Origin of the sequence: Paraflavitalea soli (assembly GCF_003555545.1) — a bacterium.
Taxonomy (GTDB): Bacteria; Bacteroidota; Bacteroidia; order Chitinophagales; family Chitinophagaceae; genus Paraflavitalea; species Paraflavitalea soli.
Genome location: NZ_CP032157.1, coordinates 5,887,043 through 5,912,896, shown reverse-complemented (window position 1 = coordinate 5,912,896; position 25,854 = coordinate 5,887,043). Strand labels below are relative to the sequence as shown.

Annotated in this window: 15 protein-coding genes; 3 read left to right on the top strand and 12 right to left on the bottom strand. The window is 47.3% G+C overall.

Features of this window, described 5'->3' with window-relative positions; all coding sequences use genetic code 11:
• Positions 1 to 633 precede the first annotated feature (633 nt).
• Positions 634 to 6,546 (top strand): alpha-2-macroglobulin family protein, encoded by a 5,913-nt coding sequence (locus D3H65_RS22460; protein WP_119052468.1) that lies wholly within the window; start codon positions 634 to 636, stop codon positions 6,544 to 6,546.
• A gap of 275 nt (positions 6,547 to 6,821) precedes the next feature.
• Here D3H65_RS22460 and D3H65_RS22455 read toward each other — a convergent pair whose 3' ends face one another.
• The 4 genes from D3H65_RS22455 to D3H65_RS22440 all read right to left on the bottom strand — a co-directional run bounded on the left by D3H65_RS22455 (position 6,822) and on the right by D3H65_RS22440 (position 13,269).
• Entirely contained in the window at positions 6,822 to 8,396 is a 1,575-nt protein-coding gene (locus D3H65_RS22455) for an N-acyl-D-amino-acid deacylase family protein (RefSeq protein ID WP_119052467.1), read from the bottom strand.
• A 35-nt stretch (positions 8,397 to 8,431) separates the two neighbouring features.
• Positions 8,432 to 9,607 carry a DmpA family aminopeptidase gene (locus D3H65_RS22450; RefSeq protein WP_119052466.1) on the bottom strand — a complete coding sequence of 392 codons (1,176 nt, stop codon included), beginning with the start codon at positions 9,605 to 9,607 and terminating at the stop codon, positions 8,432 to 8,434.
• Between the two features lie 260 nt (positions 9,608 to 9,867).
• Complete coding sequence (locus tag D3H65_RS22445) at positions 9,868 to 12,036, bottom strand: penicillin acylase family protein (RefSeq protein WP_119052465.1); 2,169 nt, start codon at positions 12,034 to 12,036, stop codon at positions 9,868 to 9,870.
• A gap of 15 nt (positions 12,037 to 12,051) precedes the next feature.
• Complete coding sequence (locus D3H65_RS22440; protein WP_119054608.1) at positions 12,052 to 13,269, bottom strand: dipeptidase; 1,218 nt, start codon at positions 13,267 to 13,269, stop codon at positions 12,052 to 12,054.
• A 145-nt stretch (positions 13,270 to 13,414) separates the two neighbouring features.
• Between D3H65_RS22440 and D3H65_RS22435 the strand changes: the two genes are divergently transcribed.
• A complete protein-coding gene (locus tag D3H65_RS22435; RefSeq protein ID WP_119052464.1) occupies positions 13,415 to 14,812 on the top strand; it encodes a S41 family peptidase in 1,398 nt (465 codons plus the stop codon).
• Between the two features lie 77 nt (positions 14,813 to 14,889).
• Here D3H65_RS22435 and D3H65_RS22430 read toward each other — a convergent pair whose 3' ends face one another.
• The 8 genes from D3H65_RS22430 to D3H65_RS22395 form a co-directional block, all read right to left on the bottom strand.
• Complete coding sequence (locus tag D3H65_RS22430) at positions 14,890 to 15,078, bottom strand: CsbD family protein (RefSeq protein WP_119052463.1); 189 nt, start codon at positions 15,076 to 15,078, stop codon at positions 14,890 to 14,892.
• Between the two features lie 103 nt (positions 15,079 to 15,181).
• On the bottom strand, positions 15,182 to 17,374 hold the full coding sequence (locus D3H65_RS22425; protein ID WP_162915771.1) for a penicillin acylase family protein: 2,193 nt from the start codon (positions 17,372 to 17,374) through the stop codon (positions 15,182 to 15,184).
• 382 nt (positions 17,375 to 17,756) lie between these two features.
• Positions 17,757 to 18,302, bottom strand: coding sequence for a hypothetical protein (locus D3H65_RS22420; RefSeq protein ID WP_119052461.1), 546 nt, complete (start codon positions 18,300 to 18,302; stop codon positions 17,757 to 17,759).
• Between the two features lie 5 nt (positions 18,303 to 18,307).
• The gene (locus tag D3H65_RS22415; RefSeq protein ID WP_119052460.1) at positions 18,308 to 19,846 is read right to left on the bottom strand and encodes a serine hydrolase; all 1,539 of its coding nucleotides are present in this window, start codon (positions 19,844 to 19,846) and stop codon (positions 18,308 to 18,310) included.
• A gap of 8 nt (positions 19,847 to 19,854) precedes the next feature.
• Positions 19,855 to 20,529, bottom strand: coding sequence for a TMEM175 family protein (locus tag D3H65_RS22410; RefSeq protein ID WP_119052459.1), 675 nt, complete (start codon positions 20,527 to 20,529; stop codon positions 19,855 to 19,857).
• 27 nt (positions 20,530 to 20,556) lie between these two features.
• A complete protein-coding gene (locus D3H65_RS22405) occupies positions 20,557 to 21,852 on the bottom strand; it encodes a serine hydrolase domain-containing protein (RefSeq protein WP_119052458.1) in 1,296 nt (431 codons plus the stop codon).
• Positions 21,853 to 21,963: 111 nt separating this feature from the next.
• A complete protein-coding gene (locus D3H65_RS22400; protein ID WP_119052457.1) occupies positions 21,964 to 22,731 on the bottom strand; it encodes a carboxypeptidase-like regulatory domain-containing protein in 768 nt (255 codons plus the stop codon).
• A gap of 64 nt (positions 22,732 to 22,795) precedes the next feature.
• Positions 22,796 to 23,830 (bottom strand): phosphoribosylglycinamide formyltransferase, encoded by a 1,035-nt coding sequence (locus D3H65_RS22395; RefSeq protein WP_245999563.1) that lies wholly within the window; start codon positions 23,828 to 23,830, stop codon positions 22,796 to 22,798.
• Positions 23,831 to 24,541: 711 nt separating this feature from the next.
• On the opposite strand from D3H65_RS22395, the gene D3H65_RS22390 reads away from it, so the two are divergent.
• A complete protein-coding gene (locus tag D3H65_RS22390; protein WP_119052456.1) occupies positions 24,542 to 25,807 on the top strand; it encodes a c-type cytochrome in 1,266 nt (421 codons plus the stop codon).
• The last annotated feature ends 47 nt before the right edge of the window (positions 25,808 to 25,854 follow it).

Here is a 25,854-nt window from a genome sequence, read left to right as displayed (position 1 = left end):
CAGTCGATCTGTTCACAACAAACATACAACACCGGTATACCCGTTTCCAATTTAAAATGTCTGCTTTTGGCTGATTGTGGTTGTTTTGGCGTGAAACGGTTGTTTTTCTACACATTTTTAATCTTGTTATTAAAATTACCGGAGCAGCAAAATCAAATTTGGATTTGGCATACCCCAGGTTGTATGTTTGTTCGTTTTGTGAATACATTGAAGGATGCATAGCTTGGCCAAAGGCCAACAAAAAGATCAGCCAGTTACCACCAGGAAGAAAATTTTAAAGCACGGAGTATGCTGGATTCTAAATGCTGGATTCTATATTCTCTACTCCTTCAGTATGGCTTCTCCATACCTTCTCCATACCTTCAGTATGGATAGAGTATGCTAATAGCATCAAACACCAAAACAGGCCGTTTGCGCGACAAACAGCCTTGAATTACTATGTACACCCACGATATTTATTGTTAGCCTTCTACGCCGACCAAGGAAGTAACCCCAAATTCCAACCAGAGACCCACAATAAGCAAAGCCTAAAGCACAGAATAATTCTACATCCTAAATCCTGCATCCGGAATCCTACATCCGGAATATGTAATTTCCCCCTTCCTTGCATCTTTCTCCAAAGACCCCGCCTGCATGAGAAGAAAAATTGTACTCCTGTTGCTTGCTATATCGTCCCTCACCGCCACTGCCCAGCACAACCTTTCCGGTAGCCGGCAAAGCAGTTTCCATACCTATATTTACCGTATTTCTGCAGAGGAAGCCCGGTTTTTATATGGCGTAAATAGGCGCAAACTGGAAGATAAGCACCTCCATTCCCTGGTAGATTCTTTCGCTACCGATACCCGGGAAGCCCCGCCCCTGCAACCCGGCAACTATCTTTTTGTACAGGCCAATAATAACCGGCTGGAAGGTGAACTAAAGACCATTGATGACCTGCAGATCAAATTACTCAACAACAACCGCGACCTCATCATTGCCATCCATGATAAAAAAGGACAACCCATCAATGACGTCCAGGTGTTTGCAGGTAATAAAAAAATGCCCTGGGATGAAACCTTCCACGCTTTCCGCATAACCAAAAAAAGAAAAGCCCCACTGATTAGAGTGCTTCACCAGGGTACCCTCCATTTCTTTACCGTTACCGGCTCCCAGAAGACCTATTTCTGGCGCAAACTGGCCAATTCATTTCCCGTAAAGTATGTCGTACAACCGGTCAAACGGTTATTGAAAGGAACACCCCGTTACCGCCGGTACCAGAGTTACTTCGACGGGAATACCACCCATGAAAAAAAGTATACCGGCTTTATGACCTTCAATAAACCCAAATACAAGCCGGGCGATACTGTAAAGCTTAAAGCATGGGTCACCACCAAAGCTGGCAAGCCGGTGAACCGGCCGCTGTTGCTGCGCCTTTCCGATCGCAGTTTAGAGATAGACACCATCCTCACAACCCTTACTCCTTACAGGCCGGGAGGATATGCCTGGAGTTTTGTTTTGAAGGACAGCCTCGACCTGGACCTCGACGAAGAATACTTTCTGCTATTGGAAGAACCTTCCAGTCGCAAGTATAACCTCGATGACTACGAGGGCGATCTCGATGAGGAGGAATATGTGCTGAAGCGCCCTGTGCTGATGCGGGGAAAATTCTACCACGAAGAATATGAACTAGGCGCTATCACCTTCACTGCCCGTAGTGATAAAGAGGAACACAACCGGGGAAACAACCTGGTGGTGTACTGTAAAGCCATTGATGAAAATGAACTGGCAGTAATGGATGGCCGGGTAGAATTATTGATAAAACCTTATGGTAGCGCTGGTTTTTATGCACCACAGGTATTTCTGCCCGATACCCTGTGGCAGCATGAACAGCCCATGGAAAGCCTGGGCGAAACAAAGATCGTCATCCCCGACAGTATCTTTCCGGCTGCCTCCTTTGGATATGAGATTACCTGCACTTTTCTGAACAGCAATAATGAGCAGAAAACTGTTTTCCTGCAACAGCATTTTAACAATGATCGCCGCGTGATCCTGTTTGACCAGCAAACCGACAGCTTGCACATCTCCCTGTCCGAAGCCGGTCAGCCCGTACAAGGACAGGCTATGCTATATACTTTCTCCGGAAAGAAGGATACTTTAACCAAACAACCTGTGCGGCTTCCGTTGACTGTTCGCATTGATCCTTTTACGGAACATTATGAAGTAGCCGTAGATAGCCTGTGGGAATCATTCAAGCCCGAACAAAAGAACAAGATCATTACCTGCCGCTCACTCCGTACCCGCGATTCCCTCATGATCCAGGTCGTCAATCCCCACCACCTTTCTTTCTGGTATACCATCTTTGCCGGCAATAAGGTCATTGATCGCGGATATGGAGATTCCCTGTTGTTCATCGATCGCGTCCGCACCCCCAAAAACTACTTTGTATCCCTGCAATACATTTATGCCAATGAAACAAGGTATGAGAACTACACCATTCCTTATAAAGAGCAACAGCTGAATGTACAGGTCAACCAACCCGATCAGGTATATCCCGGCCAGCAGGTAACCGTGGATATTTCCGTGACCAACGCCGAAGGAAAGCCCGTTGCCAATGCAGATATTACAGCCTATGCCCTTACCCGGAAATTCAATGATGCTTCCCTGCCCTTCATTCCCTATGGCGGTAAAGTGTATAAGCCGCGTAAGCGCTACAATCAATTTGGACACCGCGAAACGCCTCCTGAACCCCATACCATAAAACTCAACTGGCAGCGCTGGAGTCGGGAAATGCACCTGGACAGCATTGAATATTACCGGTTCCTCCATCCTGCTAACATCTACACCCATACAGAAGCGATCAACCACGATACTACCCAAATAGCGCCCTTTGTAGTGTTGGATGGCGAGCTGCAGCCCGTACACCTGGTATACATTGATGAAGAACCGCGTTTCTTTAGTCAGGCACAACAGCTGCCACAATATAGTTTTGAAGTACGGCCCGGCAGGCACGCACTCAGGATCAGAACACACGACCGCCTTATTTTTCTCGATAGTATATGCGCTACAGCAGGTAAAAAAACCTTTATCTCCATCAATGCCGATACTGCCAACAAAGCCATTCGCCAGAAGAAAATGCCCGATACCCTCACTGCCCAGGAGCAAGCCCTGTGGAGCAAATACATGATCCTGGTAGAAAATAATTTTGGAGAGAAACTCGCAACCATTGAACAGAATGATCAGTTTATAGCACTCAACCTCCTTACCTGGCGGCCGCGCAACGAAGACAATAGGACAAACGACCGGTTTACATTGTCCAATGCACTGGCTGGTCGGCAACGCAATGCCGCCAGCACCATTTTAACTGGCCCCTTATTGCCCGCTATGGCCCATTTGCACATCAAAGACCAGTTTAGCCAGTCTTTTGAGTCCGAAGGAAATTATCTTTTTAACATTACAAAAGGATTGATCAAACAAAAGCAAATATCCTACGGCCACTATCCCTTTAACAAATACCTGGTAAAGGAAGCGCGGAGGCCCAGCTTCAAAGACTTTGTACTAACCGCTACCGACCTGGATAGCCTCTGGCAGGATTACCTCGACCACCGCAATGCCACCGAAGACCTCTTCAGGAATACATCCCTCAATAAAACCGGCAATGGAATTTTACAGATCAGCTCTCCAATGGATGAGCAGGGAAACCCCCACTTTATTAAATCCGTGATCCTGTTCCGGTACGACGATCCCGATTTCGCCAGGATCTATAAAGGTACTACCCGCAATTTGGGTTATGTACAACCCGGTATGTACCGCCTCGTATTCCTGTTGAAGGGAGATGCTTATTTTATTAAAGACAGCGTGTTGATCAAAAAAGATGGCATTAATTATTACCAGGCAGGTGTTATTGTCCCCCTCCCCAAAGACAGTACCAGCATACGGATATCCGCTACCATCAACAACCGGGAATCAGCCTTGCGCAGCTACCATCAATCCGAAGACCTGGATGCTATCAAAACAACATTCAATAACAAATACCTCGACCTCTCACGCTTTACCAAAACGATCTATGGATACATTACCGATCAAAAAACTGGCGAAGCCCTGCCAGGCGTAAGCATATTGGTAAAAGGAACCAGCGTAGCCACCATAACCAATCCACAGGGTTATTTTGAATTGCGCGTTCCGGAAAAGGGTACCATTGTCGTGAATTATATTGGTTACAACAGCGTGTCAAAAAAGATAACCGAAGAAAGCAGTTATGACATAAAGATGTCTGCCAGTTCACAACACCTGGATGAAGTGGTGGTGGTAGGTTATGGGACTCAAAAAAAGAGTAGCATTACAGGTGCTGTTACTAGTGTGGATGCAGATTATTTGACTGGCAATGTCCAGGGAAAGGCTGCAGGTATTATGATCCGTGGAATATCTTCCGTCCAGGTAGATAATCCACCGATGGTGTTGGTGGATGGATTGCCTTTCTCCGGCGATTGGACTACCCTTGATAAAAGCCTTTTTGCAGATATAAGTGTACTTAAATCGGCAGAAGCGACCGCCATTTATGGCGCACGGGCTGCCGGTGGCGTGGTCGTCATCACCACCAAAAAGAATGCGCTCACAGCTGATAAGTCCGGCGAGGAGCATGCCGCTCCCTTACCCGGTAATACATTACGTAAGAATTTCCGGGATGATGCTTACTGGCAACCAGCCCTGCGTACCAACCAACAGGGAAAAGCCTCCTTCACCGCCACCTGGCCCGATGATATTACCAACTGGAAAACCTTTGTTATTGCCATGGGCAGTAAAAAAAGGAGTGGCGTAGCAGAAAGTGCCGTGCGCGCTTTCAAAGCATTGAGTGCAGCCATTGCCCTTCCCCAATTTGCCGTTACTGGCGACTCCATCCAGGTCATTGGCAAGACCATGAACTATAGACTCGACAGTGTAACCGTCAACAGAACATTCACCATAGACGGAAAGATACAACAGGAGGCTCCCATTGCCTTGCGCAACGCCCACATCGACAGCTTCCAGGTAGTGATCGCTCAGCAGGATTCTGCCCGGTTCAAATACACCATTCAGCGTGACAATGGCTATTTTGATGGAGAGGAAAGAAGCATACCCGTATTCAAACAAGGCGTGCAGGAAACCAAAGGCTTCTTTGCCACCCTTGAAAAAGATACCTCTTTTACCTTACAACCTGATGCAGGCTTGGGTAAAATGACCATCTATGCCGAGACTTCTGTATTACCCGTGTTGCTCGATGAAATAGAATCCTTGCGCCAATACGAATATCTCTGTAATGAACAGATGGCTTCCAAACTCAAAGCCCTCCTGCTGAAGAAGAAAGCATATGGCTACCTCAACAAGGAATTTAAAGAAGAGAAGAATATCCGGGAGTTGATCACCAAACTCAATCAGAGTAAATCAGAAGGGTTACTCTGGGGCTGGTGGAACAACAATGCCCCGGTATTATGGATATCACAGCATGTAACAGAAGCCATGCTCATGGCCGAGCAGCAGGGATACCAGGTCAATATCAATAAACAGTCCATGATCGACTACCTGGTATACAACTTTGATCATTACCGGATAGGAGAGAAGATCGTATCTGTGCATTTATTACAACTCCTGTCTTCAAAGGTCGACTACAAAAAGTACATGGATACCCTCGATAAATATGTAGTAGATGGCTCCACGTATGAAAAACTGCGGGTGCTTCAGTTGAAACAAAAAGCGGGCCTCCCCATAGCCCTCGATACTTTTATTACCAAACAGCACCATACCATGTTTGGCAATATTTACTGGGGCGATGAAAAATACCATTTCTTCAATAATTCTATCCAGCTTACCCTGGCCATGTACAAACTCTTACAAAAGGCCGGTAACCAGGAGCCCCTGTTGAAAAAGATCAGGTATTATTTCCTGGAGAAACGCAAGGATGGCAAATGGCGCAACACCTATGAGTCCGCCCTCATCCTCGAAACCATCCTGCCCGATCTGTTGAACAGTGAAACGACCACGCAACAGGCATCACTCACCATCGCCGGCAGCCAGTCAAATGTGATCACTACCTTCCCATATACGACATCCCTTTCCGGTGGAGAAAAACTCACCATTACCAAGCAAAAAGGAATGCCGGTCTATTTTACCGCTTATCAGCAAAGCTGGAACCCTGCTCCCCAAAAGGTGGCCGGTGATTTTATTGTTCAATCCTTCTTTGAGCGGGACGGGCAAACCAAATCGACCCTGAAAGCAGGAGAGGCCGTTACCTTAAAAGTAAAGGTAACCGTGAAAGCCGATGCCGATTATGTAATGGTAGAAGTGCCCATTCCCGCAGGCTGTTCTTACCAGGAGAAAAATCAAAGCTGGAGCAATAATGAAGTACACCGCGAGTATTTCAAGAATAAGGTGAGCCTCTTTTGCAGCAGCCTTTCCAAAGGGGAGTATACTTTTACCGTGTCACTGCTGCCACGCTATACCGGCCGTTACCACCTCAATCCTGCCAAAGCCGAGATGATGTATTTCCCCGTATTCTATGGCCGCGAAGAAATGAAAAAAGTGAGGATCGATTAATATAAAGGGTGGATCGCTTTAGCTTGGCCTTGTAGCCTGGCAAAAGCGGCTCACCCTCGAAGTAACGCTAAGTAAAAGGGTGGGTCGCTTTAGCGTGGCCTTGTTGCCCGGCAAGAGCGGCTCACCCTCGAAGTAACGCTAAGTAAAGGGTGGGTCGCTTTAGTCTGGCCTTGTAGCCTGGCAAATGCGGCTCACCCTTTAAGTAGGTTAAGGGTGGGTCACTTTAGTAAGGCCTTTGCAGCCTGGCAAAAGTGGCTCACCCTTTAATGTTATCATTACAATTTGGCCGGTCCATACAAGGCTATTCCACTCCTCGTTTTCGTGTGCTTGCCATCTTCTACTACCAGCTTTCCGTTCACTACCACGTATTGAAAGCCTACAGAATATTGATGCGGTTGCTCAAAAGTTGCTTTATCGGTTACCGTGGCTTCATCAAAGATCACAATATCTGCCGCCATTCCTTCTTTCAGCAGCCCGCGGTCTTTAAGCTGAAATTTCTGTGCCGCCAGCGATGTCATACGCCGTATCGCTTCTTCCAGCGAGATCACCTTGGCATCCCGCACATAGCGGCCCAATATGCGTGCATTTGTGCCATAACCACGGGGATGTGGCATGCCTTTACCTGGTACCGGTACACCCGCATCAGCCCCCGCCATGCAGAAAGGATATTTCATAATGTACTTTACATCGTCTTCATTCATGCTATGGTACACCATTTGCGCCCCGCCTTTCTCTACCATGTCCATGATCGTCTCTGCTTCATAGCTGGCTTTTCCCTTACGTCCCATCAGCTTGTTGATCTCCGTAATGCTTTTGCCATTATAGCTGCTGTCTGTAGAATAATTCGCTACTACCGCATAGCTGTAGTTTTTGAACTTATAACTGTGTAGCTGTTCCAGCATTTCCTTTTTGATCTGTGCCCGCGTCACCGCATTGTGCAGACGGGCTTTCACAGAATCCTGTCCGCCCGCCAGCGCCCATTCCGGTAAGCGCACGCCAAGGTTCGTACTGCTGGCCGTATATGGATACTGATCAATCGTTACATCCCAGCCTTCTTTCCGGGCCTGCTCTATCAATCCCAGTGTTATATGACTCTTGCCCCAATTGCCTTTACCCCCGATCTTGAAGTGCGAGATTTGTACCGGTATATTGGCTTCTTTGCCTACCTGTATCGCTTCATTGATCGCGTCAATGGCGCCATTCTCTTCATTACGGATATGCGAAGCATAGATGCCGTTGTACCGGCTGGCAGCTTTGGCCAGGCTCACCACCTCCGCCGTATTGGCAAAGGCGCCGGGTATATAGATCAGCCCGGTTGATAGCCCTACCGCGCCTTCTTTCATGGCCTGCTCTACCAGGCTGTCCATCTTGCGCTGCTCTGCTACTGAGGGTAGCCGGTTATCACGTTTCATGATCTGCTCACGCACCGTATTGTGACCAACCAAAGAGGCTACGTTGATAGAAGGGTGTAAGCTGTCGATGCGATAGAAGAATCGTTTGAGATTGCCGGAAGAGCCGCCACAATTGCCCGTTACTACTGTGGTCACCCCATCAAGGATATAATTATCAGCCGTCGGCTGATCGAAGATGCCACTTTCAATATGGCCGTGTACATCGATGAATCCCGGTGCTACGATCTGCCTTTTGGCGTCAATCACTTTGGGCGCTGTATAATTATTGATCTTGCCAATCGCTACGATCTTCCCGCCTTTCACTGCCACATCTCCATAGAACCAGGAATTCCCCGTACCATCAATCACTTTTCCATTTCGGATTATAAGATCAACAGAAGTTTGCGCCGCCACACAAGCGGGGATCAGCGCGATGAGTAGCAGTAAGTTTTTAGTCATCGTTGTTTGGTTGTATTAATTGCCCGAACGGAACATTATTTAATGATGCCCTTTTGCTTCAGAATACGTACCACCTTTTCTTTGGGTAATGCTGGCACCAGGTTATTGTTGATGCCCGTGGTCGTTTCTGCGGCAAACAAGGCATTGATGATCGCTTCTTCTGTTGCCTGGATCACCGCCTCAAAAAGCGGGTCTATCTGATCATTCGACAACATCGTCACCTCCACCTTTTCTTTCCGGTTAAATGCCTGCGGATTGGCAGTAGAGAAACCAATAAAGATATCCCCCGATGAATTGCCGCCGATGCCGCCCGTCTTCCCGATACCAATAGGCACCCGCTGTAATAAACGGTTTACCTGGTGTGGCAGGAGCGGTGCATTCGTAGCCAGCACTACAATGATAGATCCAAGGTCTTCTTTTCTTCCGGGTATTTCAGCGCCCGCAATTTTCATGTCGAGCGTATCCAACAGGTCCCTGCCAATATTATAGCCACCGATCGTTAGCTGACGGCGTCCGCCAAAATTGGCCTGTACCAGCACCCCCACCGTATAGCCTCCCTGCTGTTTGGGTAATACCCGCGAAGAAGTGCCTGTACCTCCTTTAAAACCCAGTGCGATCATGCCCGTACCACCGCCTACTGCACCTTCCTGTACAGGTCCCGGTTTGGCCCCATCCAATGCCTGCCAGGTATGTTCTTTCGTAACATGAAATCCATTGATATCATTGAGCATTCCATCATAGGTTTCAGCCACCACAGGCATCGAAAACCAGATGTCGCGCCAAACTGCATCGTAATATTTGTTGCGTTGCTGCCAGCCGATCACTCCATCCCGCACCACACCTACACTATGCGTATTGGTGATCAGGATCGGAGATTCGAGGAAGCCCGATTCTTTGATCCAGTGATAGCCCGTCATCTCTCCATTTCCATTCAGAGAGAACTGCGAAGCAAATACCGGTCTGAATGTTTTACCCCAGGGCAGTACGGCAGTCACACCCGTTCTGATAGGACCTTTGCCCACCTCCAGTTTGCCTTCACCGCTTTTAAGTGTAACCATACCTACTGTTACACTATCAACATCTGTGATGGCATTGTTGGCACCGGGTGTACCCGCAAAAGGAATTCCATAGTCCCGCGCCCGTTTCTTGGTTTGAGCAAAACCCACTACGCACACCAGTAGCGAAATGATAAGGAATAATATTTTTCTCATAAGAATAAGTGCTGGTTTATGTAAAAAGCAAAATTCATCCCTTCCCTTCTCATTCCTCCCTTTCTTGTCATTCCGCCCCCTCCTTGTCATCCCCCACCTTTGTTGTCATTCCGAGCTTTCTTGTCTTTTCGCCCTTCTTGTCATCCCGCCCTTTCTTGTCATCCCGTCGTTTCTTGTCATCCCGACCGCAGGGAGGGATCTGCTATCGAAGCAAAGGGCTAACAGCTAAATCCTAACCGCTAAAAGCTAACACCTCTTCTTCACTCCCCCGGATGATACGTCTTCTCCGCATGCCGCAACACATCTCCTTTGTAAAACAATACATCTTTGAATTTCCCTTTCGTATACATCTCTGCCTGGTCATTAAAGTGAGGCGAGGTAGGATCACTGCTATTGCCCCCGGCCAGTAATGATTTTGCTTTGATCGTTGTGCCAAACTCAACCGCACAGATAAAGCTGTTACCATTGTAGCCATATCTTTTCTTGGTGCCAGTCATTGTACGGCTTACAAAGGAGGGCAGACAACCCCAGGTAGAGGCAGCAAACCCCGAAGGAATACTCGGCTGGTTGTCATCATAGGTTTCCTCCAGCTGTCCCGTTAAACGTTGGTAGCGGTTGATCGTACCCCAGGGAATAGCCCAGGCCCCAAAGCGGCTGTTCAGGTGATGAACCGTAACTGCCAGCGGCTCCAGTAGCTGCCTGGGCTGCGCCGTGTTGGCAAATACAGCAACCTTAGCTACAAAATCAGGGGCATTTACCTGGTTGATAAGAACCTGTAATCTTTGCCCCCACTCGATAGCGAGCGTAGTAGCAATAGAGTTTTCTGCCGAATGCAGGTCCCATTTGCTGATCATGGCAACTGGCTCTGCCAATAAAGTATAGAGTGAGTCACCGGGTTGTAAGGTTTTAAAGGCCCTTGCCAGCGCTGGCACCAGCTCATCAAAAGCGGCGAGGTACGTATCATATCCCGCTGCAATAAGCTTGTCTACCGTAAATTTATTTTCCCGGGTCAGCACTTTCACCGCATTGATGCCACGGAAGTTTTCTGGCTCCGTTGACATATAAGCAGGATAGGCAGTTTTCCTGGGACTGCTGCTGCCCGATGACGTGAAAGGCGTGGAATTACAATTCTGGATCCATCCGCTGGCCGGGTTGTACAAATGGATCGTTTCATCCAATGCATGCATACCCTTCCACTCCGTAGCTTTTATCGTGCCATCCACCGGCTTCGACCAATCAAATGAGGTGTCACGCCGGGGAATAAAGTTGCCATGCCAGTAAGCAATATTGCCTTGGTCGTCTGCATACACCGTGTTGTTGGAAGCATTCGACAATAATTGCATGTTCTTCTTGAAAGCCGTAAAATTCGTGCTCTTCGTACGTTGCCAGGCTTGTATCAAGCCGTTGATATGGCGGTTCACTGCCCGCACACTGATCCATTGCCCGTCCCGTTTCGCCATTACAGGCCCGTGGTGCGTGGAATAGGTGGTCACCTGTTGGCTGCTCATCTTGTCCCCATCCTTATAAAAGAGCGTGAAAGTTTGTTGCTTTACCGGACGTAGCTTTTTCTCATAACGATAAAATAAAACATTGCCCTGCTTCACCACCTGCTCCGCATACATATCCGCTACATCAGCATAACCCGAAGTATGCATCCACCCGCAATGCTCGTTGAATCCCTGGTATACAAAAAATTGGCCCCAGGTTACTGCCCCATACGCATTCAATCCTTCTTCACTCACCATATGCACTTCCGGGCGGAAATAAAAAGTCACGTGCGGGTTGATATACAACAAGGGCTTGCCCGATGCCGACCGGGCAGGTGCAATCGCAAAGCCGTTTGATCCCGTATGAATATCCTCAGCATTGGGAGCAGCAACAGCTACCGTCGCATTATTGCCCGTATAAAAGTTTTTCACTTCATTGGCGGTAACACCCCCTGTATTGATCGCTGCAATACTGCCATCTGTCCACATCAGCGGATACCAGGGTTCAAAGCGGCGCAACAAGACCGGCTTCACCTCCGGATGTTTGTACAGATAGTAATTCATACCATCAGCATAGGCATTCAATAACTTCTTAAGCCATGCCGGACTCTTTTTATAATCAGCAATAGCCCCGGCAGAGTCAATGACCAGTTTCGTAAAGAGATCGTTATAAATATCTTTAATACCACTCACTTCTGCCGTTCTGCCCAATATATCAATGTAATTACTTTCTATCCTTTTAAAGTCATCTTCGCATTGCGCATACATCAGCCCGAATACCGCATCTGCATCCGTTTTCCCATACACATGGGGAATGCCCCAGTTGTCGCGGATGATCGTTACCCGTTTTGCCTGCTGCTCCCATTGTGTAATGACTGTCTTCGAAACACTCTGTGCAGCCAGCTGGCCCGACCATAAGAGGAAGAATAATAAGTATCTCATGTATGCCTTTTTCTATTATTGAACCGTATTCGCTTTGAATACCCGTATAAAGTTCTCACCCAATATTTTCCGGATCGCTTTCTTGCTATACCCGCGCTTCACCAGCTCTTCTGTAATAAGCGGAAAACAGGTCACATCATCCAACTGCTGCGGTGCCGAATTGATTCCGTCAAAGTCCGATCCCAACCCCACATAATCTACACCCACCAGTTTGACGATATAATCCAGGTGATCCAGCAGCAGCGAGAGCGGAGGACGCAAACTTTTTACTTCATCCGCATATTTCTGAAACAGGTAGTTATCGGCAAAATAGGGGTCCGTCACCGTACTGCGGATGGAATCACGCTCTGCCTTGTGTTTTAGCGCGAATGCCTGGTTCCTCGTCATAAAGGCGCTGTCCACAAATCCCGAGAAGAAGTTGAGGTGAATGACACCACCATTTTTAGCTACCGCTTTTATCTGGTTGTCCTTCAGGTTGCGGAATACCGGGCAGATGCTGTACACACAACTGTGCGATACGATGACCGGCTTGGTGGTGGTATTGATCGCATCCCAGAACGTTTGTTCACCCACATGACTCAGGTCTACCATCATGCCCAGCTCATTCATGCGCCGTACGATCTGTTTGCCCAGGTCGTTGAGCCCTTTCTTACGTTCTTTGATATCTTTTGCTGCAGAGTCAGCGCCAAACTGCAGGCGCGATCCCGGCGTTTCATCCATCGCCGAAGTGGCCCAGGAAGTCGAATTATTCCAGGTGAGCGTCATATACCGGGTACCACGTTTAAAAAGACTGTCCAGGTAGTCGGGCCGGTCTTCGATCATATGTCCCCCCTCTACCCCGATCATGGCAGCCAGCTTACCCTGCTTCACCGTTTTCATGAGTTCAGCAGGCGTAGTCACCAGCGCTATCTTATCAGGATTGCGTTTGATCACCGCATACAACGTGTCAATCTGCCGGTTGGCATGTTTAAATCCCTTGCCCGGTCCATACGATCCATCACTCCACACAGAGAATATTTCCACATCTACACCCCCTTCTTTAAACCGGTCCAGGTCAGAATGCGTCTTTCCTTTCAGATGCTGATCAAACGATACTTTTTCGTCTATGGCCGTGGTGAGGATATCATTGTGCGTATCTACCAGGATCGATTTAAAATGCAGCTTCCTGGAGGATTGCGCCTGCAAAAAAACGCAATAGCCAAGCGTCAGACAAAGCAGAAGTAGTTTTTTCATGTGATGATTATAAGCTGCATTAAATGTAGGCAACACTTTACAATTAAGCCCCGCAAATTGTGCTGACCGGCAGATAAATAGAAAAATCCAGCCCGTCACTAAATAATATTGTAACATATAAAGGCATTTATACGTCTTTTGCGGTATGAAACACCTCCTCTTTATCCTGCTGCTGGCAGTGGCTGGCCGTGCCACCGCACAAATAGACACAGTATCCAATATCAGTGATGCCGATAAGTTATACGGGCTATCCCTGTTCTGGAAAGAGGCCTCCTATAATTTTGCCTATTTTGATAAAGCAAAAATTAACTGGGACAGCACCTACCAGGCATTTATTCCAAAAGTATTGGCCACAAAGAATACCTGGGATTATTACAGGGTGATGAAACGGTTCTGTGCATTGCTCAAAGATGGCCATACCAATGTATATACCCCCGGTACCCTGATGAAAGGAGGCCAGCTCTACCTGCCCCTGGTACTTACCTGGCTTGATGGTAAAGTGATCGTTACCAATGTACCCAGACAAGATTCAGTGGCTATTCCTGTTGGAACAGAAGTGATAAAGCTGAATGAGGTGCCCATGATCGCTTACCTCGAAAAAGAGATCATTCCCGGTGTGTCAGCTTCTGCTACCCACCAGCTTTGGAACGATGCCGTGAGTGAGTTGTTCAATAATGTGGACTCCAATAAACTGTTCCACTTTACTTTAAAGACCCCCGCCGGCAAAACCTTTGTCTACACCACACATCTTCGGAGCACCCGGGCCGCCTGGGCATATCCTCTACCCAATAGGCCCTGGTTGCGCTTCCGGTTTGAGAAACTGCCCCAGGACATTGCTTACCTGCAGTTCAATACATTTGGCGATGACAGCGTAGTATATGATTTCAAACAACGCCTGCCCGAATTATATACAGCCAAAGCAGTGATCATTGACCTGCGCAATAATGGAGGCGGTAATAGCGGTATCGGCGTGGCCATCCTGAAATATTTTACCGATAAGAAAAATATTACCGGCTCCACCTGGCGCACCCGTGAAAACATTTCAGCCTTCCGTGCCTGGGGAAAATTTATTAAAGATGAAGAACTGGAAAAGCAGCTGAAAGAGAACCCCTTTAACAAGGCGTGGATACAAAAGTCGTATGATATCTCCCGGGGCAACTATTGGTATAGTGGCGATACTTCTTCTTTTTATAATGAGGTTACCGATAAAAAGATCACGGTGCCACTCGTGGTATTGATAGGCAATAATACCGCTTCGGCAGCCGAAGACTTTTTGATTGCCCTGGACGATCTAAAAGGAAGGGCCACCGTAGTTGGTGAAAGAACCTACGGTAGCACCGGTCAGCCCCTGATGTTTGATTTACCCGGCGGAGGTTCTGCCAGGATCTGTACCAAACGCGATACTTACCCCGATGGACGGGAATTTGTAGGGTATGGCGTAAAGCCCGATATAGAAGTGAAGCGTACAGTAGAAGATTATGCCAGAAAAAGGGACCCACAAATGGAAAAGGCCCTGGAAGTACTCAGAGCCGCCATGAAATAATAGAATAACCTGATACAATAAAAGTGAAAGGGAGCCTGTAACAGGACTCCCTTTCTAATGTATATATGGAGTGAATATTAGCCCAATGACTTCAACCACTTTACCAGTTCATCTTTTCCTTTACCCGTCTTTTGCTGCAGGCGGCCCAGCAATTCATCGTCCTTGCCTTCTTCATATCTCAGGTCATCATCGGTCAGGTCGGCATAGGCTTGTTTCACCTTGCCCTTGATCACATTCCATGTTCCTTTTAATTCAAGCTTGTCCATAATCATTTGTTTTATACACGTAGGTATAAAAAGGCCATGCCAGCAGCAGGCAACTTATTAACCGCGATCACTGGGGAATTTTTTCTACTAAGCGGTAGTCACATTACTCACCGGGGTGATAGGTTTTTTCAGCATGTGTTAACACATCCTCCTTATAGAACCAGGCATCTTTAAATTTCCCTGCTGCATACAAAGGCGCCTGATCGAGGTAATGCGAAGAGGAGGGATTGGCGCTTTGACCAAAATACATGATCGAGCGCGCCTGTATGCGTGGGCCAAAACTTACAATGGCTGTATACGTATTACCACGGGCGCCATAAAACTTTTGTTGGCCACGTGTGAATCCATTGCCAAAGGCAAACAGGGAACCCAATGGACTGGGTACTGCCGCTACCGGCCAACTGGGTTTATTGTCGTCAAAATTGTCCGACGGACTTTGCAGTCTTTGCAGGCGATTGATATCGCCCCAGTTAACGAAGGCCGTATCAAACCTCTTGTTCAATGCTTCCACAGCCTTGCTCAACAGATCTACTGCTGTGGCGCCACTCATCGGCAATTCGTTGCCCTGCAGGTTAGTGGCATTGTCATCAGCCGCCGATTGCTTTGGCTGGCTATTGTTCCAGTTATCATATTGTAAATACCACATCACAGCAATGCTCGTAGCCTGGCTGTTGAGCCCATACCGGTAATTCCACCGGCGTAACGTATCCGCCACCGCACCCAGTTTTTCTTTTAATGCCGGTGAAGTGGTTGCCATGCTATCATAAGCTGCTAATATTTGCGGCAACCAGTTGGCCATCATCGGCAGGTGATTACTCACGACCAGCTTTTCAAAATCAGCATAAGATATTTTATCTGTTGCCGACAATAGCCGCACAGCTTCTACCGCCCGGAAGGTTTGTTTGTCATAGGCCATATAGGCCGGATAGTCCCCTTGTTTGGGGCTGCTTGAGCCGGCTGCCAGGTAGGGAGTGGAATTGCAATTCTGTATCCATCCCGAAGCCGGATTAATTACCTGGATAATATCCTTCAGCCGGTGCAGCCCTTGCCATTCAGTAGCCGGATTGCTTCCATCAACAGGAGAGCGCCAGTCGAACTGCGTAGAACGTTTGGGTACGGCATTGCCATGCCAGTAAGCTGTGTTGCCATCCCTGTCCGCATACATCGTATTGGGATAACCCAGGGTCCGCTTGTTCATAGCAGCCTTAAACTGCCGTAGGTTCTTCGAACGGCACATCTTCCAGCACTGCTCTATATAACTGGATTGAGGGTCTGTTAGATTTTTCATGCTTACCAGGAAGGAATCCCGCTTGGCTACTACAGGCCCGTGATGCGTTTTACGCAGCAAGACCGCTTTGCTTTGCAGGCCGGCAGCCGTCTTGTAACGAACCGTATCAGTCCAAATCGTTGCCGTGCGATAGCCATTGCCATATCGATACAAAGAGGGATCAGCAGCATTGTCAAAGCGCTCCAGGTACACATCCGTAAAGTCTACGCCTGAATTAGTATGTGTCCATCCGCTGTAGGGATTAAAACCACTCCAGATATAGAATGTGCCAAAGATAGCAAAGCCCGATACATTCAGGCCCTGTTCACTGATCAGGTGACATTCATACCGCTGTCCATTGCCAAAGAAGTTCACATGCGGATTGATCAGCAGCATGGCTTGCCCACTCGCCGAATGAGAGGGTGCAATGGCCATCGCGTTGGACCCGTTTTCCCGCTCTTCTATAGAATTGTCTTCTTCCCCTTCAGGGGTGTGGCCGGGCAACATGGTATTGTTGTAGCTTCTTATCTCAGCCGATGTAATGCCATGGCCCGAAGGATTATCTATGCCCGGCAGCAAAAAGAACCAGGGTTCATAGTGCTCTAATAACCGGCGCACAGTATCAGGGTGTTTGTATAAATAATAATTAATACCAGCAGCCGCACCGTTGCAAAGACTTTTTATGAATGATGAGGCGCTGGCATAATCCGCCTTCGCCTTCTTCACACATTCAAATAAAGCAATACTCACATCACCCTGCAAGCGGTCCTCTCCATATAATTCGGCTGCACGCCCCAGTGGGCCAATGAAAGATTCTTCCAGCTGACGGTAATTATCTTCACATTGGGCATACATAATACCAAAAGCACAGTCCGCATCCTTCTTCCCATAAATATGGGGTACACCCCAATTGTCGCGGATGATCGTAATATCCTGCGCCTGTTGCTGCCAGGCCGCCACTTGTTCAGTAGTTGATTGCGCCAATAACTGTAGGGGAAGCAAGCATAAAAGGAGAAATAACTTTTTCATGGAATGAGTACTTACTTGGTTTGGCATCCAAGATACGAAATGCCATACTTTGAAATGCAGGCAGAACATGCAGCAATCTGCGCGACGACGACGCAAATAGGTGGTCCTTAAATGGCGAACGTGCACAAATCGGCGCAATCCACGATAATCATTTGATCCGCGATAAAAAGAAACCCCGGCTGTAAAGCCGGGGTCGCACTAATCAAATACATTAACCATTAAACCTTATCCTATGAAAGCATAAAGATAGATGGCTTTATGGTCCTTGTATAATGTTTTGAGTTACGTTTTGTCCTGCTAAGGGGAAACATGTATCCCTTATAGATAAAACTTGCTACCTCAAACCTGCCAATCCGGGTACCACCGGGAATAAAACCCCACCTTAGTCCTCTTTGGACCCCTTTTCACCCACAAACCACTGTTCTTTATTTCTAAACAGCACATTGAAAGTGGTGAGCGATCCATAAATGCGCGTTATGTATTGTTGCAGGTTTACCTTGTCTTCGTCACTTAATTGCTTGTGTGCATTGATCTGCTGCTCCAGCACCCGCAGCCTGTCCCGCAGCATCACCACCTTATGGAAGAAGCCCTCGATCGGCACTTCCTTGGGTTTTTGTGATTTGTCCGCCGGCTGCAAAAGCAGCATGCCACCCTGCCAGCGGTCCCCCAGCGGAACGATCTCACTGAGCCCGCCCCAAAGCCTTAGTATCTTCAGCAGCGACTTCTCTACCTCCGAATGCGTTTCAATTTCTGCCGTTACATTTTCCGGGATGATCTCATCGAGATGCGTATCATTTTTATCCACCTCTTTGACGCCATGGTTGATAAAAGAGATCAGGTAAGTAGCAAAACGTATTCCTACAATAACCCCCGGTCCAAAATGCGTATGCTGCAGCCTCGTACCAATACCCAGTGTAAGTTGATCCATATTCTTTACTTTTTATAAAATTCATAGGGGGTGAACTCTACAAAGTCAGCCATCGTTACTGTGACAGACTTTACCTTGCCCTTGTCTACCGTAAAAGGCCATTCCTTGATGCCATACAACGCTTCACTGTAGGTGGCCAGGAAACGATTGCCTCCCAGCGGCTCCAATGTAGCGTAACGCCCCTTGTGGTGTTCGAAGCGCGCCACCAGTTTACCGTTCTCCGGCTTAATGCTCATCTTGCCATACACCTCATGCGCATAGTCTCCTGCATAGGCCGTAAGCGCCAGGCCCGTGGCAGGTTTCGTAGCGATCGTATCCTGTTTCTTTTTGAGCCAGTCCGCAGTTTGCTTTTCCTGCCCCTTACTGAAACCAAGGTACACATTACTGTAATTGCGGTAAGGCAATCCCAGGTAAGCATCCATAATTTCATATCGCAGCGCCTCATAGAAATTGTTGGCATCCGTATTCGTGAATACAATAATGCCCAGCTTTTCTTCCGGTACCATCGCCACACTGGTCACAAACCCGTTCACCCCACCTGTATGTCCTACAAACTTACGCCCGCTGTACTCTTCCAGGAACCAGCCCAGGCCATACAGCGAGAAATGCGCTTTGTTGAACATATGACCGCCATTACCCAAAATAGAATGGGGAAGCCGTGTTTGCCCAATAGCGCCGGGACTCACTACCTGCTTGTCATGGTACTTACCATTGTTTAGCAACATCAGTAACCAATGGCTCATATCACTTACAGAAGAGCTGATGGCCCCGGCCGGGGCCATATTGTCGATATTGCCATAAGGTATCTTTTTCAGCACCCCTTTGTCTACCGTATGCGCCGATGCTTTATTCGAAGCAGTGAGTATTTCTTTTGAAAGGGCCAATGTATGCGTCATATTCAGCGGCGTAAATATCCGCTCCCGCAAAAATTCCGCCCACGTCTTACCCGATGCCTTGGGGATGATCTCTCCCGCTGTCATAAAGGCCGCATTCGTATAGCCCCATTTGCTGCGAAAACTATATTCCGGTTTTACCTTGCCAAACTTCTCCCGCACTTCCTGTAAAGTAAGATCCGAATCGAAGTACATAAAGTCCCCCTGAAACGTCTCAAAGCCCAGGCGATGACAAAGCAGGTCCCTGATATTGGCTTCCTTAGCCACCCAGGGATCGTAGAGCTTAAAATCGGGCAACCATTTCTGAACATGGTCATCCAGCGATAACTTCTTATCCGCATCCAGCATGGTCAGCGCCGTGGCCGTAAAGGCCTTCGAATTGGAGCCGATCATGAAGAGCGTATTCGTATCTACTTTATTATTCGTACCAGCCTCCTGTACACCATAACCTTTCATCACCACCACTTTTCCATCCTTCACCACACAGACCGCTACGCCGGGTATCTGCCAGTCCTTCAGCGCCCGCTCAACATAGGTATCAAGACTGTCCGTGATAAAAGCCGGTACCATACTGGCTTGTGTATAGCCGTAAATAGTGCAGGCTAGCAATATGGCCAACATGCCCAAACGCGGGAAAATGGTTTTGCGCATAGAATATTTTATGATTGAGGTTGAAATTTTAGTTTTTTATCCGCCCTTTTTTGAATGATCCGCATTATAGGAAATACCAATAAGAATACATACCTGGATAGGAAAGGCGGCTCAATAAAAGAAACCGGGATACTGAGCAAAAAAATAGCTGGTACCAGCAATGCCCGTATTTTGGCCACCCGAACCAATGCGGGGTGCGGTAAATGCTCTGCCAGTTGATTGACCGGGTTGGAGATATAACTCCATAATCTGTACAACATAAAACCAATAAAACAAATGTTCAGTACATAGATGATCAATGGCGTTTTCAGGTAAAGGCCCTGTGGTGTGGAATACTCACCAAAGATACCCGTACTAAAGGGCATCAATACAATAGACAATAAAAAAAGCAGGTTTATCCACAGCAATCTTTTATTGTAATTAACAACATACCCAAACAGGCGATGATGTACCATCCAGTAATTACCGATCAGGAAAAAACTGATCAAAAATCCCACTATCTTAGGCATGAGGTGCCCCAGGCTTTTCAGCAATTCTTTTTCTGTAAAATGCTCTTCTGCCAGCTCCGGTACTTTAATTTCAATCACCAGCAGCGTAATAGCAATGGCAAATACAGCATCACTAAAAAGGATCATACGCTCGAGCTGAAACTCTTTTTTTAATTCATTGTGAAAAGGATCCATAAGCAGTAGGTTGAAGGTTTAATGGTCTTAATTATTAATAGCCTGGTACACCAGTACCTTGAACAGATTACCCAAATTGCCCCACCGCGTGGGGTATATATTTCTATAGAGCAGGGCTACCAGTTTTTCCTTCGGATCAACCCAATAGCTGGTCGCAAACATACCGCCCCATTCGAAAGTGCCTTCCTGCGTTGGCAGTACCGCACTTCCTTTTTCCGTGGTGATGCCAAAGCCCAGTCCAAATTTATTGGGACCCCGGCTAATATCGCCTATCTGGTTCATCGTCATCATCCGCACCGAGTTGCGGCTCAGAATGCGCTTGCCATTGTAGATTCCGTCATTCAACATCATTTGCAGGAAGATGGCATAATCATAGATCGTGGAAGACAATCCACCGCCACCCGAAAAATAAGTGCCTTCCGTAGCTGGATAATCACGGGCAAACTCTCCGTTGATGCCGATCCTTTCCGGCATGGGAACCACCCGTCCGGTGGCAGTATCTTCCGTGTAGAGCATCGCCAACCTTTTGTATTTTTCCTTGGGCAGGTAGAAGTAGGTATCCTTCATGCCCAGCGGTTCAAAGATGCGCTTGCGCAGGAAAGCATCCAGGCTCATGCCCGATGTTACTTCCACCAGGTACCCCAATACATCCGTATTCAGCCCATACGTCCATTTCTCTCCCGGGTGATGCATCAGCGGCAGGCGCCCCAGTATCTTCATTTTGTCCGCCAATAGTATTTTACCTACACCAATACCGCCCACTACGCCGGCTTTGGCATAAATGGCATTGGCTTCCGGGGAACCTATCTGTGCATACCCGATGCCCGATGTATGCGTGAGCAGATCACGGATCGTGATCTCTCTTTTGCTGGGAACAGATGTATAGGAAGAATCGGCTTTGTTGAATTTGTCTAGAACCACAGGCTTTCTGAACTCCGGGATATAATTGGAGATAGGGTCATCCAGCAGAAACTTGCCTTCCTCATAAAGCATCATCACCGCTACACTGGTAATGGCCTTCGTTTGCGAGGCGATGCGAAAAATGGCATCCTTTTGCAAGGGCGTATTCGCATCTTTATCATAACCCACACTCTTATAATAGGCGATCTTGCCATTGTGTATGATGAGCGCCACCGCGCCATTCATGCGTCCTTTGTCTACATATTCAGCTAAAATGCCATCTATGCGCTGCAATCGTTCTGCTGAAAAACCGGCTGCTGCAGGAGCAGGTACGGGCGTAATAACAACCGGGGTCGGTTTGTTTTGCGAAAAGGCGATACCTGCGATTAGCAAACAGGCAATCAGCCAGGTTATTTTTTTCATATAACAGGGAGGTTGAATAGAACTTCAAGATAGGAATTAAAGCTTATGAAGCCAGCAGTGAGGAGCTGGCTGTTCGGTTTTAGCTAAAAGCTAATACCTAAAAGCCAATACCTAGTCCTCTTTCTTCAACTCGCCCATGATCAGTTGCAGTTTGTGGAACTTCTCGAAGCTTTTTTTGATATAGGACTGGAATTCGTATTCCGTGGCATTTTGCACCAGGAATAAAGGGGGACGGTAGCGCACCATAAAGGTGTCCAGGTCCGGACCTTTCAGCTTGGTCAGTTTGATCACGAGGGCGCGGCTGAACCGGTGATCAATGTATTTGTCGATCTCTTCCCGCTCCAGTCTTTCCCGGAAAGCTATCATATTGCGGTTGCGCCGGAAACGAAAGATATTGATGAATTCATCCATGTCAAGCCCTACGCCCGCCGGCGAAGTGCCGGAACTGGGCGGATTCATGGATATGCCGATACCCGGCTTTTGGAAATTAAAGGCCTTGGCATAGTCCAGCCGGTTCTGGATCGAATCCATTTTATAATTGCGGGGCTTTACCATTACCTGCTTAAGCTCCGTAACGTTCACATGAAGAGCTACCTCAAAAAGCTGGATGTTGCGGATATTTTGTACCGCATATTTGGGAGTTGGCTTGCCCAGGTAGGAAAACCAGATCGAATCTGTTTCGGGAACCACAATCGTATACCTGCCGAGGGAGTCAGTGATCGTACCTGTTCCCGAATTGCTCAATACACTCACCGCCTGCATGGGATTGGATTGAGACATATCGAACACCCGCCCGCTGATCCGGACCTGGCCAATGGCCGTCTGTGTAGCTGCCGTCAGCAGCAACAGGCATAATATGATCAGTACCGTTCGGAGCAAAAAGGTAAAATTAAGGCTGTGATATTACGGTAAGATTGTGACATTCAGGGTACTGGTTGCCAATTTAACGTTGCTTTTGCAGATGTCCGATCACTTGTTCAATAATGCGGGGATAATGTGCATGTTCCAGCTCGTGTACCTTCTGCGCCAGCATGGCAGGCGTATCGCCGGGTTCAATGGCACAGGTAGCCTGGAAAATAATAGCTCCGTTATCGTATACATTATCTACATAATGGATCGTAATACCGCTTTCCCGTTCACCGGCGGCAATAATGGCCTCATGCACAAACATCCCATACATGCCCTTGCCGCCATAGCGGGGCAGGAGTGCAGGGTGGATATTTACAATTTTGTTGGAGTAGGCAGCAGTAAGTGTAGCAGGAACTTTCCAGAGGAATCCTGCTAATACTATAAAATCAATGCCAGCTGTTTTGAGCTCATCCACATAACCATTTCCCCGGAAAAAGGCTTCCTTTTCGATCATAAGTACCGGAATATGCTCCTTTTCCGCAATGTTCAGTACCCCTGCCCCGGGTTTATTGCAGGCGATCAGGACGATGCTGACCGTCTTGCTGTCCCGGAAATAATCAATGATCTTTTGAGCATTCGAGCCTGCTCCGGAAGCAAATAGGGCAACACGCGTAACTGGTTGCTGGCTGGTGGCCGATGAAGTTAAAGGCTGGTGACTGATCTCTTCTTGTTTCAATGTATTCGTTTTCACGGGTTCTGAATGCTGTTTTCCAGCTTCTGTATTCCGAATTTTGGCTTCTGTATACTGCTCTCCGGATTCTGAATTCTGTATTCTGAATTCTGTATTCTTATTCTTTCCCCTCATTCTATTGCCCATCTTCTTCAGATAGCTCCTGAAAAACATAAACTGCCCGAAAGGGATGCTGATGATGATCACGCAAAAAGGCCAGAGGATCGTTACCAGGATTATATAAAGAGGTATGCGTACAATGGTCGATTCGATCTCAAATAGACCCAATAGTTTGCGGCCCAGCCATCCACAAAGGCTGCCACCCAGTGCAAAAGTGACCAGGATGAGCAGTAAGCGCCATCCGTTGACCTTCCATTTCTGTTGAAGCCTTTCAAACATGCACGCAAAAGTGCAGCAAATTAACCACAGATAAAACAGTTAATTCAACCATGCCACCTTCTTCACCGGTTTCGTTGATTACGGGGTAAAGGATGCTTGCGCTTTAGGCCTTTGACAAAGGCTGGTAGTACTTTCCACATATAAGTGTGTGTAACATATATAAAATAAAGAATATTCAAGCATAGGTCAAACAGACCTGAAACAGTGACTTTATCCGTCTTTGGTCCGAGTTTGGTCCCTGTTTGGTCCGGGTTTGATCCCTGTTTTAGACGATCCGGTTGGGTTATTATATTGTTGAAGTCGTAAGATGTAACTTCGATCTCTGAAGCAATCGGGATCGGAGTATCGTTAAACTAAAGCTGACTACTAAAAAAAATTACCGGAATATTTTCTCACAACTACAATAAAAGGTTGGACATCTGACGTTTACAGGGATTGCAACAGCATTCGTGACCCTAAAAACCTCTATATGTTTTTAAATCTTCATCTGTTCTACCGAAAATTCAGGTTGCCTCATTCCCAAAAGCGGGTGACAAAAACATGACATAAATGTCATGACAGAATGAAACATGATACAATAAATTGGCTGAAACCCGCGCCCAGTCTACGTTAAAAAAAATTTAAACATGTTGATATTTTGTTGAAATCCTGACTTATTTTTGCAGCCAATTCAGGAAATTTTTCCACATAATCTCATCATATTCAACTGATATGATTGACCATAGACCAATTGTCAAAAGAACTCTTCTCAGTGCATTATTGATCGTTGTATTGTCGTTCGGAAACAAGATGGCAGCGCAGGATGGAAAAACATTATTCCAGGACAATTGCGCCCAGTGTCACAGTGTGGTAAAAGACATGACTGGCCCTGCCCTAAAAGGTGTCGAAGACCGTGTGAAGGATAAAAAACTCCTACACGAATGGATCCGCAACAACTCCAAAGTATTGAAATCGGGAGATCCCTATTTTAACAATCTTTTCAAGCAGTGGAACAATACGGCGATGAGCGTATTCCCATCATTGACAGATCCTGAAATTGAAGCGATCCTCAAATATGTAAGGGAATATAAAGTGCCTGTAGCTGGGCCTGATTCAGGTGGTGGTAAAGTACCAGATGGCAAAATGGGAGATAGCGATAATGCGATCCTCTACGGTGTATTGACTCTCATCCTGGCCGTAATCGCTTTCGTAATGTTGCAGGTAAACGCCAACCTGCGCAAACTGGCCGATGATAAAGATGGTATTCCATCCGGTGAGCCCATCCCTTTCTACCGCAATAAAACATACATCACCCTGCTTACCCTGCTCCTGTTTGTTGTGGGTGGTTTCTATGTAGTAAAAGGCGCTATTGGTTTAGGTCGTCAAAAATCTTACCAGCCAGAGCAGCCTATCTTCTACTCACACAAAGTACACGCCGGCACCAACCAGATCAACTGTCTGTATTGCCACGGCAGCGCGATGGAAGGTAAAAGCGCCACCATTCCTTCTGTGAATGTGTGTATGAACTGTCACCTTACGATCAATGAATATACCGGCGCGCCAATTCACCGAGAAGATGGTACAGAAGTAAACGGTACTGCCGAGATCCAAAAGATCTATGCCGCTGCGGGATACGATCCTGTTAAAAAACAATACACCGGAAAAGGTAAAGGTGTTGAATGGACCAGGATTCACAACCTGCCCGACCACGTATACTTCAACCACTCTCAGCACGTAAAGGCTGGTAAGGTTCAGTGCCAAACCTGTCACGGTGAGATCACCGCCATGCATGAAGTGTACCAGGCCAGTGAACTGAGCATGAGCTGGTGCGTAAACTGTCACCGTACTACTAAAGTGGATTTCAACAACGATAAAGGCGATGGAAATAAATTCTATAGCATTTACGAAAAATACCACAATGAGATCAAGGCCGGTACAAGAGACAGTGTAACTGTTGCCGATATCGGTGGCCTGGAGTGTCAAAAATGTCACTACTAATATGCAAATGTGTTGATTTGAAAATTTGAAAATGCCCTTGCGTCGCC

Excerpts from the sequence above, each read along its gene's own strand:
- D3H65_RS22420 (WP_119052461.1), bottom strand. The coding sequence starts at position 18,302 with ATGGATCAACTTACACTGGGTATTGGTACGAGGCTGCAGCATACGCAT.
- D3H65_RS22415 (WP_119052460.1), bottom strand. The coding sequence starts at position 19,846 with ATGCGCAAAACCATTTTCCCGCGTTTGGGCATGTTGGCCATATTGCTA.
- D3H65_RS22440 (WP_119054608.1), bottom strand. The coding sequence starts at position 13,269 with ATGAAAAAACTACTTCTGCTTTGTCTGACGCTTGGCTATTGCGTTTTT.
- D3H65_RS22455 (WP_119052467.1), bottom strand. The coding sequence starts at position 8,396 with ATGACTAAAAACTTACTGCTACTCATCGCGCTGATCCCCGCTTGTGTG.
- D3H65_RS22390 (WP_119052456.1), top strand. The coding sequence starts at position 24,542 with ATGATTGACCATAGACCAATTGTCAAAAGAACTCTTCTCAGTGCATTA.
- D3H65_RS22405 (WP_119052458.1), bottom strand. The coding sequence starts at position 21,852 with ATGAAAAAAATAACCTGGCTGATTGCCTGTTTGCTAATCGCAGGTATC.
- D3H65_RS22460 (WP_119052468.1), top strand. The coding sequence starts at position 634 with ATGAGAAGAAAAATTGTACTCCTGTTGCTTGCTATATCGTCCCTCACC.
- D3H65_RS22430 (WP_119052463.1), bottom strand. The coding sequence starts at position 15,078 with ATGGACAAGCTTGAATTAAAAGGAACATGGAATGTGATCAAGGGCAAG.
- D3H65_RS22395 (WP_245999563.1), bottom strand. The coding sequence starts at position 23,830 with ATGTTTGAAAGGCTTCAACAGAAATGGAAGGTCAACGGATGGCGCTTA.
- D3H65_RS22435 (WP_119052464.1), top strand. The coding sequence starts at position 13,415 with ATGAAACACCTCCTCTTTATCCTGCTGCTGGCAGTGGCTGGCCGTGCC.
- D3H65_RS22445 (WP_119052465.1), bottom strand. The coding sequence starts at position 12,036 with ATGAGATACTTATTATTCTTCCTCTTATGGTCGGGCCAGCTGGCTGCA.
- D3H65_RS22425 (WP_162915771.1), bottom strand. The coding sequence starts at position 17,374 with ATGAAAAAGTTATTTCTCCTTTTATGCTTGCTTCCCCTACAGTTATTG.
- D3H65_RS22410 (WP_119052459.1), bottom strand. The coding sequence starts at position 20,529 with ATGGATCCTTTTCACAATGAATTAAAAAAAGAGTTTCAGCTCGAGCGT.
- D3H65_RS22450 (WP_119052466.1), bottom strand. The coding sequence starts at position 9,607 with ATGAGAAAAATATTATTCCTTATCATTTCGCTACTGGTGTGCGTAGTG.